6 protein-coding genes and 1 pseudogene are annotated in these 13,545 nt (G+C 72.3%); 6 read left to right on the top strand and 1 reads right to left on the bottom strand.

Features of this window, described 5'->3' with window-relative positions; all coding sequences use genetic code 11:
- Positions 1-575 precede the first annotated feature (575 nt).
- From CM1CMNOD_RS01710 to CM1CMNOD_RS01695, 4 genes are all read left to right on the top strand, one after another.
- Positions 576-5,720: a type I polyketide synthase gene (locus CM1CMNOD_RS01710; RefSeq protein ID WP_013871963.1), complete on the top strand. Its 5,145-nt coding sequence runs from the start codon at positions 576-578 to the stop codon at positions 5,718-5,720.
- The gene (locus CM1CMNOD_RS01705) at positions 5,717-7,291 is read left to right on the top strand and encodes a hypothetical protein (protein WP_013871962.1); all 1,575 of its coding nucleotides are present in this window, start codon (positions 5,717-5,719) and stop codon (positions 7,289-7,291) included. Before CM1CMNOD_RS01710 ends, CM1CMNOD_RS01705 begins: the two co-directional genes overlap by 4 nt.
- Before the next feature lie 71 nt (positions 7,292-7,362).
- Entirely contained in the window at positions 7,363-7,632 is a 270-nt protein-coding gene (locus tag CM1CMNOD_RS01700) for a hypothetical protein (RefSeq protein ID WP_013871961.1), read from the top strand.
- A gap of 510 nt (positions 7,633-8,142) precedes the next feature.
- Positions 8,143-9,387, top strand: coding sequence for a cytochrome P450 (locus CM1CMNOD_RS01695; protein ID WP_013871960.1), 1,245 nt, complete (start codon positions 8,143-8,145; stop codon positions 9,385-9,387).
- 5 nt (positions 9,388-9,392) lie between these two features.
- Here CM1CMNOD_RS01695 and CM1CMNOD_RS01690 read toward each other — a convergent pair whose 3' ends face one another.
- Complete coding sequence (locus CM1CMNOD_RS01690) at positions 9,393-10,922, bottom strand: NAD(P)/FAD-dependent oxidoreductase (RefSeq protein WP_013871959.1); 1,530 nt, start codon at positions 10,920-10,922, stop codon at positions 9,393-9,395.
- A gap of 598 nt (positions 10,923-11,520) precedes the next feature.
- Here CM1CMNOD_RS01690 and CM1CMNOD_RS01685 point away from each other — a divergent pair.
- A complete protein-coding gene (locus tag CM1CMNOD_RS01685) occupies positions 11,521-12,810 on the top strand; it encodes a cytochrome P450 (protein WP_013871958.1) in 1,290 nt (429 codons plus the stop codon).
- Between the two features lie 349 nt (positions 12,811-13,159).
- Positions 13,160-13,545 (top strand): annotated as a pseudogene (locus CM1CMNOD_RS22710) (23S rRNA (guanosine(2251)-2'-O)-methyltransferase RlmB); the annotation flags it as partial.

Below are 13,545 nucleotides of genomic sequence, written 5' to 3'. Positions count from 1 at the left end.
GCTCGGGCGGGGGACGGCATCGGCACCGACAAAATGTGACGCGCCCACATCCATATCCACCCGGCCGACGTGTCCACCCCGCCGGCCATCGCGGACGACCCGCCGGTCGAACCACAATCCCTCGACTGTCTTCCAGGAGCGATACAAAGTAAACGGGCTGTTCCAGCCGGCGTGCGCAGGCCTCTTCGGCCGAGGCCCGCGGAGCTGAACGCAGCGCGCCGGGACGGGAGGTGGCGGAACGACGCGGCCCGGCACACCACCGCCTTGTCGGACGGCGCTGGCGGGATCGTTCCCGGGCCGGCCGGGGAACCGGGCAGGACGCCGACCAGAACATACTGCCAACAGCATATGAAAACATAACGACACCAAAATACCAACCGAATATGAACTGGCGCACGAAAGCGGCGGAGGGTCCGAAGAAACACCACCGGCGAGGACTGCCGGGCAACGGCGGCCAAATCATGACCAACCATGCCCGACAGGTCTCCCGCGATCGCCGCCCGCGGGCACGCCCGGACCATGCCACAACATCCAGATCGGTACCTTGCACCAATCGACCATCGGGGGGATCGCTCGTGACGGACGTTGCGATAGTCGGGCTTTCGGCTCGTTTTCCGGGCGCGGCCAGCCTAGGCGAATTCTGGCGCCTGATCCAGGAAGCGGATCCACAATTTCACGAGGTGCCGGACAGCCGATGGATTCACCGGACCTTCTACGACCCGCTGAATCCACGAAGCCCGCATCGGGCCTATACCGACCGGGTCGCCTTCGTCGACGACGTCGACCGGTTCGCGGCAGCGCACTATCGGATCCCACCGCGGCGCGCCCGGGCGATGGACCCGCAGCAGCGGCTGCTGGTCCACCTCGCCCGTGAGGCGCTCCAGGACGCGGGCCTGGAACGCCGCCCGTTCGACCGGGCGCGTACCGGCGTCTACGTGGGCATCAGCCAGTCCGACTATCGGGAGCTGGCCGGCGCCCGGGTGCGGGCGAGCCTGCTCGCGAACGGTTCGCTGCACGGCGGCGAAGCCGATCCGGACCTGCTCGCCGCGGTCGAGCGGGCCGCGGACGCGGGCATCGCCCCACTGCAGGCGTACACCCTGACGGGCTGCCTGCTCAACATGGCGGCCGGGACGATCAGCAGCGTGTTCGATCTCGGCGGTCCCGCGTTCGCCATCGACTCCGCCTGCTCGTCCGTGCCGGTGGCGCTGCATGAAGCGGTCCTCGCGCTGCGCACCGGAGTGTGCCGGGTCGCCCTGGTCGGCGGGGTCTTCCTCAACCTGACCCCGGACGCGCTGATCTCCTTCTCCCGGGTGGGGGCGCTCTCGCCGAGCGGGGTGTGCCGCCCCTTCGACGAGCGCGCCGACGGGTTCGTTCTCGGCGAGGGCGGCGGGGTCGCCGTCCTGCGCCCCCTCGCGGACGCGCTGGCCGACGGCGACCGGGTGTACGCGGTGATCCGTGGCATCGGCATCACCAACGACGGCCGCGCCGCCGGCCCGATGACACCGAGCGTCCACGGGCAGCTCGCCGCGCTGCGGGCCGCCTACGCCGACGCCGGGGTGGCCCCGGGCACCGTGACCGTGATCGAGGCCCACGGCACGGGGACCACCGTCGGCGACCGGACCGAGATCGCCGCGCTGCGGGACCTGCGCGCGGGCGACCCCACGGCCGAGCCGTGCGACCTGCTCTCGACCAAGGCCCTCATCGGCCACACCCTGGCGGCGGCCGGGGCGGCGAGCCTGGTGAAGATGGCGCTCGCGCTATATCACGGGGTCGTCCCGCCGCAACCGGAGACCCGGCCCGACCCGGCCCTGCCGCTGGCCGAGGCCGGGCTGCGCGTCCCGACCCGGCCCCGGATGTGGACGGACACCGAGGAGCGGCCCCGCCGGGGCGCGATCAGTTCGTTCGGCTTCGGCGGCACCAACGTGCACGTGATCCTGGACCGGGCGCGGCGCCGGGCGGACGGTCCGGCACGATCGGACACCCCGCCACGGAGGCCATGGCTGCTGTTGCTGTCCGCGAGCTCGGTGGAGTTGCTCGCCAGCCACGCCGAAGCCGTCCGGGACACGGTGGAGGCCGACCCGACGATCACGCCGGCCGCGCTCTCCCACACCCTCGCCACCCGTGAACTGCTCCCGGCCCGGCTGAGCCTGGTCGCGGCCTCCCGCGCCCAGCTGTGCCGGCAGCTCACCGAGGCCGCGGCCCGGCTGCGGGCCGGCCGCCTCGGCGAGCTGCCGGACGGCGGGTACGCCACGTCCGCCCCGCTGCCCGAGGCGGACCGCCGCAGCGCCCTGATGTTCCCCGGGCAGGGGGCCCAGCGGCCGGGCATGCTCGCCGACCTGTACGGACGGTTCGCCGGCTTCGCCGCGCGGGCCGACGCGTCGGACGGCGTCCTGCGCCCGTTGCTCGGCCGTTCGCTGGCCGATCTCGTGTGGGACCCGCACCCGGACGCCGACCAGCGGGCGGCCGAGGCAGCCGAGACGGCCGAGACGGCTCTGACCGCGACCGAGATCTGCCAGCCTGTGCTCGGGGCGCTGGGAATCGCGGTCGGTGAACTGCTGACGCACTGTGGGCTGCGGCCGGACGTCTGCGTCGGCCACAGCGTCGGGGAGCTGCCGGCGGCGGTGACCGCCGGTGCCGTGGACCCGGCCGACGCCCTGCGCTTCCTGGCTGAACGGGGCGCGGCCGTCGCCGGCGCGCAGCCCGCGTGGCACGGCGGCATGCTCGCGGTCCACACCGGTGAGACGACGTTCCACCGGCTCGCCGCCGGCATCGACGGGGTGTGGCTCGGCTGCGTCAACCATCCGTCGCAGCTTGTCGCCAGCGGCCGGCTGGACGCGCTGGAGCGGCTTTGCGAACGCGCCGCCGCCGAGGGCATCACGACCAGACAGCTGCGGGTCTCGCACGCCTTCCACTCCCCACTGGTGGCCGAGGCGGACGCCCGGATGGCGAACACGCTGGCGGCCCTGCCCATCCAGGCCCCGAAAACGATCATTGCCTCCTCGGTCAGCGGGCACCGATGCGACGACCCGCGGGAGCTGCGGGCGCTGTGGGCACGGCACTGCTCGGCTCCGGTGCGCTTCATGGACGCGGTCCGTGACGCGGCCGCGGCGGGCGCACGGATCTTCGTCCAGGCGTTCGGGGGCGACTCGCTACTGTCCATGGCGCACCGGTCGCTGGCCGGATCGGTCCAGGCCAGGTACGTGGCCCTGACCGCGAGCCAGCCCGACGACGGCCGCACGCTGCTCGCCGGCCTCGGCCAGCTGGCCTGCCTGGGCGTCCCGCTCGACATCCTGCCGCTGTTCGGCCCCGGCGAGCGGGAGCTGGTGACCCTGCCTCCCTCACCGTTGGCCACCAGCGCCTATTCGATACGTATCAACGCCGCCGGCTCGCCGGCCGGGCCCGCCAGGCCGTACAGCGAGCCGGCCACCGCCCCGGCCAGGCGCGGCACCGGATCGGTCGCCGTACCCGGGCAGCGCGGCACCGGGCCGGACGCGCCCACAGCGGACGACCAGGCCGTAGGCGACGCAACCGCGAGCACCGGCTCCGCAGGTGCCGGGTCCACCGGCAACGAGCCCGTCCGGATGGCACCGGCCGCCACCCAGAGGCGTGTCGGCGGCGCCGGGAACCTCGTCGCGGCCTACCGGCCCGCCCCCGACGGGGAGCGAGCCGCCGCGCGGCCCCGGCGGGGCGAGGTCCCGCTTTCCGCCTCCCGCGACGCCAACACGATCGCTTACTCTCCGGAGTCACATATGGACAACGTCATCAGGCTCCTCGACAAGCAGCTCGACCTGCTGCGGACCCTGTCCGGTCCGGCGGCCGGAGCACCGCGGACGAGCGTCAGCCTGTCCGAGGCAGCCACACCGCGGCAGCCGGCACCTGACGTGCCAGCGGCAGCGGGCGACACCGGAGCGCTCCCGCAGTCGCTCGTCCCGCCGGGCGGACACGACCCGGCCGCGAGCCTGGTGCCCACCACGGTGGTGGTCGCACCGGCCCGCGGCCGGGACGTACTGCGGGCGCAGGTGATCGAAGCCATCTCCGGGCTGAGCGCCTATCCGGAGAGCCACATCCATGAGGACCACGCCTTCGTGGGGGATCTGGGCTTCGACTCGATCATGATGACCGACCTGGTGAACGCGCTGGGACGCCGCTGGCCGGGCCTGACCGTGCGCACCGAGGACATCGCCGGGATCACCACGGTCGGTGATCTGGTAACCGTGCTGGCCCGACGCGCCGGATCCGCGGGCCTTCTCCCGGAGACGGCCGGCCCGCCGGCCCGGGGCTCGTCCGAAACGGCCGGCTCCGATCAGGCCGGCCTCGGGACCGGCATCGGGGCTGGTATCGGGGCTGGTATCGACGCGCGGCCGCGGAACTCTCACGGCCCCGCAGCCCAACCGCACCCGCGGGGCACGGGAAACGGGCTGCTCGACACCGCCGGCAACGGGGCCGGCCACCACCGGACGGACGGCTCTCGAGCGCACCCGGGCCCCGACAGCGCCGCCACCGACGTCACGTCCTTCCCCGAAGTGGTGGCGCTGCGCGAACGCCATGAGCTCGGCGGCCGGCTCGGCCTGCGCAGCCCGTACTTCCTGCTGCACGAGGGGAACGTCCGTGACCGCACGGTCGTGGCCGGCCGGGAGCTGGTGAGCTTCTCGACCTACAACTACCTGGGCCTGTCCGGACACTCGGAGGTCAACGCGGCGGTCAGCGAGTCGGTGGACCGTTACGGCTCCTCCGTCTCGGCCGCCCGCATCCTCTCCGGCGACCGGCCGCCGCACCGCGAACTGGAGGCGGAGCTCGCCACCCTGATCGGCGTGGAGGACTGCGTCGTCCTGGTCAGCGGGCACGCCACCAACGTCACGACGATCGGCCACCTCGTCGGGCCCGACGACCTGATCGTCCATGACGCGCTGGCCCACGACAGCATCCTGCAGGGGGCCCGGCTGTCCGGAGCGACCCGCCGGCCGTTCCCGCACAACGACGTCGCGGCTCTCGACGGACTGCTCGCGCAGGTACGCCATCGCTTCCGCCGGGTGCTGATCGTCGTCGAAGGCGTCTACAGCATGGACGGTGACATCGCGGACCTGCCCGAACTGATCCAGGTGCGCAACCGCCACGGCGCGCTGCTGATGGTCGACGAGGCACACAGCATCGGCGTGATCGGCGCGGCCGGCGGTGGGGTGGGCGAGCACTTCGATGTGGACCGCGGCGGTGTCGACGTGTGGATGGGCACCCTGTCGAAGTCGCTGGCCAGCTGCGGCGGGTATGTCGCCGGCCGCCGGGCCCTGGTGGGCTACCTGCGGTACACGCTGCCGGGCTTCGTCTACAGCGCCGGCCTGACGCCCCCGAACACGGCCGCGGCGCTGGCCGCGCTGCGGGTCATGCGGGGGGAGCCGGCCCGGCTGGCCCGGCTGCGCGACAACTCGGCCCTGTTCCTGCGCCTGGCCCGCGAGGCCGGCCTGAACACCGGGACGAGTGCCGGGACTCCGATCATCCCGTGCATCGTCGGCGACTCGATACGTAGCGTCCAGCTGGCCAACACGCTGTTCGAGCGCGGAATCAGCGTCAATCCGATCATGTATCCGGCGGTCGAGGAGCGCCTGTCCCGGCTGCGTTTCTTCATCACCAGCGAGCACACCCCCGAACAGATCGCGTGGACCGTCGAGACGCTGGCGGGCGAGCTGAACACCGCCGTGTCGTCCCAGCTGGTGGACGCCGGATGAGTGCCGTCCGCCGCGCCGGGCCAACGCTGGCGGACGCCCCGGCGGTCACGACGTCGCCCGTCCCGCGCACGACAGCCACCACCGCGCCGGCCGAGCCGTCTGGAACGGCCGAGCCGGCGGGGACGGCGGGGAGCGTCGTGAGGCGTGCTGTCATCGGCGGCCTTTTCCGCGGCGGACGGATCATCAGCGCCACCACGCTCGTCCTCGTCGTGGCCGTCACCACCTTCCTGGTCTGCGGGATGTCGGCGATCGGGCTCTTCACCCTCGCCACCGGCCCCGCCTTCTTCCCCGACGTCCTGCTCGATGCCCTGATCGGCGTTCTGCTCGGCCTCCTGATCATCCGTTTTGTCCCTGTCTCGACGCTCGCACGACCGTCCGGTGACCGGGGCCGACCGGTGTCCTGGCCACCGGAGGCCAGCCACAACCGCGGCGGCATCCGCGACCACACGGCCACGGAGCACGACGTGGACGGCGCTTCCCACGCCACCCGTCCCGCTCCCCAGCAGGTGCTTCCCGATCTGGCCGGCACGGGCCAGGCCAGCGTGGCCGACGCCATTTTCGATCATGGCAGTCGGTTCACCGACCAGCTGCGCGCCCTGGAACCGCTGTTCCACCGCGCTCCCAACGCCCACAACTGCCAGCCGTGGGCGCTGCGCTACCCGTCCGGCGCCATGGACACGGTCGAAGTGGGCTGGGACGGCCGGTACGAACTCGGCCCCAGCGACCCCGTCCGCCGTGACCTGCGCCTGTTGCTCGGCGCGTTCGTCGAGTCCTGCCTGGTCGTCTGCGGCGCCGAAGGAGTGGCGGCCCGCTTCGTCGCCGACCACGACGCGGCCGGCCGCCGCGTCGGCAGACTGGTGGCCGCGCCCGAACCAGCGCTCACCCCGTTCACCGTGGCGGACGTCGTCGCGCGGCGCACCTGGCGCGGACGCTGGGCCGACGAGCCGCTGCCGCCGGAGGTCACCGACGAACTCGTCGCGCTCACCGCCGCCGCCGGTGGACGGCTGGTCACGCTGGACTCCGCCGTCCTGTACCCACTGCTGCTGGAAGCCAGCCGCTGGTTCGTCGCGAACCGGGACATCCTGGCCGAGCTGCGGCAGTGGTCACGGCTGAGCAGCCGGCACCCCGACTATCAACGCGACGGCCTCAGCGACGTCGCGCTGGCCCTCACCCGGGTCGAGGTGTGGGGGCTGCGGACGGCGCTGCGCCGCAGGCACCCGCAACCGCGCCGTCACGGCCTGCGCAACGCGTTGGCCCAGGGGCAGGCCAGACCGTTCCGGGGCGGCGGCCCGGTGCTGGTGCTGCTGGTCCCGGCAGGCACTGACGCAGCCGGTGAGGTGGAGTTCGGACGGCTCGTCCAACGCCTGTGGCTGACGCTGACCCGCCAGGGGCTGGCCGCGCACCCGCAGTCCCACCTCATCGACTGCCCGACCACGCTCGGGTCGGTCCTGGCACTCACCTCGGCCGTGGCCGAACGGCCGCTGTGGATCGCGCGGGTCGGTCGGCCCGACCCGGAACGGCTCCGGCGCGTCCCGCTCTCGGCCCGTCGCGTCCGGACCTTCGGAAGGTAGCGTCCGGACGGCCGCGATCGTGCCCATCCGGGCACGGCGTGCCCTTGCTGGCTGGTCACGATCGCAGGACCATGTGCGTTGTGCTGCTCTTCGACGAAATTATCGCGATCTCCGACCCGGTCGAGCGCGCAGCGGTCGCTCACGATCTACTCTGGAACGATCATCCTCAGCGGGTGCGTCTGCGTACCGTTCATGGCCTGGCGATCCAGGAGGCGATCGGCCGGGGTCTGGCCGTCGAGGAGATAGCGGACCGGCTGCGAGTCCGGGTACCCGACCTGACCTGGATGAGCGAGCAGGCAACCTTCGGCCCGAGGGAGCGCACGGCCCCCGGCCCGGGCTGACGCTCCCCGGCTCCCGTCGTCTCGTCCTCCCGGGCGCACCGGCATCGCGTGGTCGTGCGCCCGGGCTGTCACGCGTCTGCCGCACGTCTGCCGCACGGCGTTCCGGCCTCGCCGGCGGCCGGTTTCGCCGGGCCCCGCCCGCGCGGCAGGCCCGTCCACGGTTGCCGGCCAGCATTCGTCCGGCTGTTCTTCACGCATTTTTTCCAATTTCCGGTCACGTCGTTTCCGCTGGCTATCGACGCTTCGTTGACGGCTCGCCTACATGCCGAATCACCGGTTCGTGCGGTTCCCGCCGGCATCGGTTCAGCACCGATTCATCGGAGAGTAATACCGTCCCGGCATTCTTCTATCCGGCGGCATCACCCGGCCCGCGCGAGGGCACGGGCGACACCCCCCGGCCCGCGCAAAGGCACAGGTGAATCGCGAAAGGCGTGGTGTGGACGGCCCCGGCGAGCCGGCGGCTGTCATGCCCGGCCACTGGGACGACCACGACAAGGAGGGGACCCGGTCATGAGTTCCGCCTCGGCATCGGACGCTCCCGCCGCACCGCTGGCGTTCGGCGCCTTCGATCCGGCTCGCCGGGCCGACCCCTATCCGAGCTATCGCGCCCTGCGCGCGGCGGATCCCTTCTACCGCGTCCCCCTGGGAGATGGCCAGGCCACCGTGCTGACGCGCTACCCCGACTGCGTGACCGCCCTGTCGGAAGCGGCCTGGGGACGCGGCGAGTCGGGGACCAACGCGTGGCGTCGCGCCGACGCGCTGGACGGCGGGCTGCGATCCTTCCTGCGGATGAACCCGCCCAGCCACACCCGGCTGCGCGGGCTGGTCAGCAAGGCGTTCACTCCCCGGGTGGTCGCCGCCTTCCAGCCACGGGTCACCTCCCTGGTCGACACGTTGATCGACGCAGCGCTCGCGCGGGGAGGCGAGATCGACCTGATCGACACGCTGGCCCGCCCGCTCCCGCTGCGCGTCATCTGTGACCTGCTGGGCGTGCCGGCGCGGGACGAGCAGACCTTCCGGGGCTGGGCCAACGACCTCACCCGCGGGATCGACCCGGACTACCTGCTCACCCCCGACGAGCTGGCCCGGCGCCGGACGTCCTCCCGCGAGTTCGACGCCTACTTCACCGAGCTGATCGCGCGGCGCCGAGCCCGCCCGGCCGGTGACCTGCTCAGCGAACTCGTGGCGGTGCAGGACCAGGGCGACGTGCTCAGCGAGAGTGAACTGCTGGAACTGTGCGCCCTGCTGCTGGTCGCCGGCTACGAGACAACGGTCAACCTGATCGGCAACGCCGTCCTGGCGCTGCTGCGCAACCCCGACCAGCTCGCCCTGCTACGTGCGGATCTCGACCTCATACCCTCCGCCATCGACGAGACGTTGCGCTACGACCCGCCCATCCAGCTCGTCGGCCGGCTCGCCCTGCGGGACACCGAGATCGCCGGGCACGCGTTCCGCCAGGGCGAGATCATCGTCATCCTGAGCGCGGCGGCCCAGCGGGACCCGGACGTCTTCACGGATCCGGACCGTTTCGACATCACCCGCTACGCCGGCGCCGCTCCCGCGCACCGGCACCTCGGTTTCGGGCTGGGCATCCACTACTGCCTCGGCGCGCCGCTCGCCCGGCTGGAGGCACGGATCGCCCTGCGGGCACTCATCCAGCGTGCCCCGGGGCTCACCCTGGCCGCGGACCCGCCACCCTACCGGCCGCACCTGACCGTACGCAGCCTCGCGGCCCTGCCCGTCCGGCTGTCCTGAGCCGGTCAGGCAGAACCGGCCTGGTCTGACGACCGGCCGGCTGCGCTCGCGGCCGTGAGCGTGGGCGCCGGTGTGGTCGGGTGCGACCAGCCGAAGCGGAGGACGCCGGCGGCCACGGCCGGGCGCAGCAGCGCTGTCGGGGCGTCCACCAGGTTCAGCGTGTTCATCAGGGCGCGCGCCACCGTGGCGTTCTGATGCGCGGCGACCTGCACCCGTTCCGCGTACGGGCCCACCAGCCGGTCACGCAGGCCGCGCCGCCCCTGGACGCCGGGATAGCACAGATCGGCTCCGTTGGCCATGTCCCACGCAACGTCCACGAGGCGGCCGGCCTGCCGGTAGAAACGGGCCGGCAGATCCGGGCCGGCGGCCCGCAGGCAGTCCCGCAGCGCCCACGCCTGCTGGGCCGCCACGGTCATTCCCTGGGCGTAGAGCGGGTTGAAGCTGCATATCGCGTCACCGATGACGAGGAATCCGGTGGGCGGATTCTTCACCCGCTCGTAGTATCGCCGCAGCGAACTGGCGAAACGGTGGGGCACCGGGTCGCCCAACGCCTCGGTCGACGTGACCAGGTCGTAGATGTCGGGTACGGGCAGGGTTCGGGCGAACGCCTCGAATCCCTCGGGATCCGTCGGCGGATGGTCACCGAGCATTCCGGCGAGCGTGACGTGCCAGCGGCCGCCCTCCAGCGCGACGGCACCGCCGCCACGGAATCCGGGCATGGTCGAGACTATGACCGAACGCTGACCGTCGAGATGCTCGGGACGGTGCCGGTAGAAACGCGACGCGTATCCGAGATCCACGTCGGTCCGCCGCTCGGGCGGGGCGGGCAGTTCCAAGGCGGCCAGCCAGTCCGGGCCGCGGGAGGCCCGGCCGGTCGCGTCCACCACCAGGTCCGCGTGGACAACTCCGATACCGACACCGCGGGATTGCCGGGCGACATGCACCCCGATGATCCGGTCGGGCGCCTCCGGCGCGGCGACCAGCCCGGTCGCGGACGTCCGCTGGACGAACTCCACGCCGGGGATCGCCCGCAGCCTCGCCCGCAGGACGTCCTCCAGCAGCCCCCTGCTGGCAAGCACCGAGGTCAGCCCGGTCGGGGTCGAGCGAACCCGCAGCCCCCGCAGGTACCAGCGGGAACCCACCAGCGTCTCGATCGTGGACGCGCCCCGCTGGGTGAGCTCCGTGGTCAGCCCGGGGAACAGCTCCTCCATGATCTGGCGTCCGCGGTCGAGCAGCCCGTGCAGGTGCCGGCCCTGGGGCACGCCACGGCGGGAGTCGCCGTGGGGACCGCCGTCGAGGAACACGTCCCGTTCCAGCACCGTGACCCGCTCGAAGGTCTCCGAGAGCACCCGGGCGGCCAGCAGCCCGGCCATGCCGGCGCCGAGGACGACCGCGTGGCCACGGCCGTCTTCGGCCGCCCGCGGATGTGACGGCCGGCCGGGCCATGGTTCCAGGGAATCCCCGTCAACTGGGGGAACCACGGGGTCGGGGTGTGATTCCCTGGCTGGCGTCGGGAGCACCGCGCCGTTGTCCATCACGCCTCCCGTGGCTGCCAGACGCTCGCCGTCACGTATTCCCGGACGGTGTGGCCCGGCTGTACCGAAAACTTTCCCAAGGCTCGTCCGCGCACCATGGACAAGCCGCCGCCAACCAGCTGACCCGGCGATTCCGAGCGCCTTGCCACCAATATCCTGGAGGCAGCGCCGCTCTGACGTCAACCAGGCCGGCGATGACTGACAAAAATGGTTGCCGGCCTCCGCCAGCCGCTGTCAGAGAAGCACAGTAACCGCAGTTCGCAGGCTTGACAACACCTCACCAAGCAGCCCTTGGGACGGCCACACCGATATTTTGTACGCCCCCGGCCACCATCAGTGAATCCAATTGTTCCATTCGACGTCCCAATAGCTGGAGCAACAGAATCACGGCCACCTCAGGGGCGTCTTGTTCTCGCCCCGAAATGTAAACTCGCCGTTTACCGAACCGCCGGCCGGACGTGCTGGAATACCGTCCCACCGGGCGGTCCGGTGTGCTCGGCGCATGCGTTACCGGCGCCGGGCACATCCGCCGGTGCGGCCCCCGTGGCCGAAGACAACCAGTGACGGCGGCACCGAAGAATCGCGAGAGGGAGCCGACATGGACGTGGCGACAACCCAGGCGGCAACGGCCCAGGGGGGCCGGGGAAGCCAGGCGACGACGCCCGTCAGCCCCGTCACGCCATCCCTGCTGGACGAGCTGTTCGACCCTGCGAACCGGGCCGACCCGTACTCCCGGTACGACCACCTGCGTGACGCCGCCCCCCTGCACATGTCGGACTTCGGGCTGCACGTGGCGACCCGTTACGTCGACTGCGTCAAGATCCTGCAGAGCGCGGACTGGGGGCACGACAAGGAGGCGGAGCAACTGCACCCGACCATCCCGGCGTCGGCCTTCCCGGACACCTTCCTGTGGATGGAGCCGCCCGACCACACCCGGCTACGCGGCCTGGTCACCAAGGGCTTCACCGCACGCCGGGTGGCCGGCCTGCGGCCACGTATCGAGGAACTCGTCGACGAACTGATCGACGCCGCGCTCGACGCCGGCGAGTTCGACTTCATCGAGACGGTCGCCTACCCGCTGCCACTCACCATGATCTGCGAGATCCTGGGCGTGCCCACCGAGGACCACCCGCTGGTGCAGAAGTGGTCGCAGGCGCTTTCCCGCGCGTTCGACCCGGACCTCCACATGACCCCCGAAGCGCTCGCCGCCCGTAACGCGGCGCTGCCGGAGTTCGCCGGCTACTTCCGCCAACTCGTCGACGAACGGCGCCGGCACCCCGGGGACGACCTGATCAGCTCCCTGGCCGCGGTGGAGGACCATGGCGACCGGCTCACCGCGGACGAACTGCTCGGCACCTGCATCACCCTCATCATCGCCGGCCACGAGACGACCGTGAACCTGGTCGGCAACGGCGCCCTCGCCCTGCTGCGCCACCCCGACCAGCTCGACCTGCTGCGCCAGCGGCCGGAGCTGATCCCCCGGGCCGTCGACGAGCTGCTCCGCTACGACTCGCCCATCCACATGAACACCCGGGCCGCCAAGCGGGAGCTGGTGGTCGGTGGCCGGACCTTCGCCCCCGGCGAGGGCGTGGTCGCCCTGATCGCCTGCGCGAACCGCGACCCGGCCGCCTACGACGAGCCGGACCGGCTCGACGTCACCCGCTTCCACGGCGACCGGCCGGTCTCCCGTCACCTGTCCTTCAGCCTCGGCCACCACTACTGCCTGGGCGCGCCGCTCGCCCTACTGGAGATGGAGATCTTCCTGGCCGCGTGGGTGGACCGCGTCGGTACCGCCGAGATCCTCACCGACAGGCCGACGTACAAGCCGAACATCCTCATCCGCGGCCTGGCGGACCTCCCGGTGCGTTTCCGGGCCCCGGAACGCTGAAACCGGCGGCCCCGGGGAATCGAGAGAAATCAAAGGGCCGAAAGGACGGACGGAAGAATGGAAGGAAGGCGAGGCAGAACGGCGGAGCGCCGGAACGCACCGGCCGAGGCAGGGCCCGGCACGGCGGAGCAGGCCCGGCCTCGGCCGGCGAGATGACCCGGGACGGCCATGGTGGCCGGTGGTGGTTACGCCGCCCGGCCCGGCGGAGTTCCGCCTCCAGGTAAGCGCGGCGGGACGGGTACGGTGGGTTGCGCCGCCGGGGCGCCCCGGCGTCCGTATACCGTATGACGATGTTCTCCGATGCCTGGTTCTCCGATGCCTGCGGCCCCCGCGCTGGTGGAGCCCTCTGATGGCCGGCCAGTCCAGGCGCGGCGGCAGTGGTGTGGCCCGCGGCGGCCAGGGCGGCCGCGCGGCCAAATCCGGCTCGCACCGTAAGGGTGCGTCGCTCGGTAGCGGGGGTCAGCGGCGAAAGGCCCTCGAGGGACGAGGCGCAACCCCGCCGGCGGAGATGCGTCCCGGTCACCCGGCCCAGCGCCGGGCCGCCGCCGCCGCGGCCGCGGCCGCGGCCGGCGAGGAGCGTCGACCCGGAGCGGCGCATACTGCCGACAAGAGCACCCGCCGTGACGATCGGAGTCGTGACGACCGAGGCCGTGACAACCGGCCGCGCGGCGCCGGGGCCGGGGCCCGTGACGACCGGGCCGGTGACGCCGGGCCCCGCGGCCCACGTGCGCCACG

Source organism: Protofrankia symbiont of Coriaria myrtifolia (assembly GCF_900634755.1).
Lineage (GTDB): Bacteria > Actinomycetota > Actinomycetes > Frankiales > Frankiaceae > Protofrankia > Protofrankia coriariae.
The sequence above is the reverse complement of the archived record's forward strand: the minus strand, read 5'-3'. Positions and strand labels throughout refer to the sequence as shown.

What these genes read in the sequence shown, in the direction of transcription:
- CM1CMNOD_RS01685 (WP_013871958.1), top strand. Translation starts at nt 11,521, where the DNA reads ATGGACGTGGCGACAACCCAGGCGGCAACGGCCCAGGGGGGCCGGGGA.
- CM1CMNOD_RS01690 (WP_013871959.1), bottom strand. Translation starts at nt 10,922, where the DNA reads ATGGACAACGGCGCGGTGCTCCCGACGCCAGCCAGGGAATCACACCCC.
- CM1CMNOD_RS01700 (WP_013871961.1), top strand. Translation starts at nt 7,363, where the DNA reads ATGTGCGTTGTGCTGCTCTTCGACGAAATTATCGCGATCTCCGACCCG.
- CM1CMNOD_RS01695 (WP_013871960.1), top strand. Translation starts at nt 8,143, where the DNA reads ATGAGTTCCGCCTCGGCATCGGACGCTCCCGCCGCACCGCTGGCGTTC.
- CM1CMNOD_RS01705 (WP_013871962.1), top strand. Translation starts at nt 5,717, where the DNA reads ATGAGTGCCGTCCGCCGCGCCGGGCCAACGCTGGCGGACGCCCCGGCG.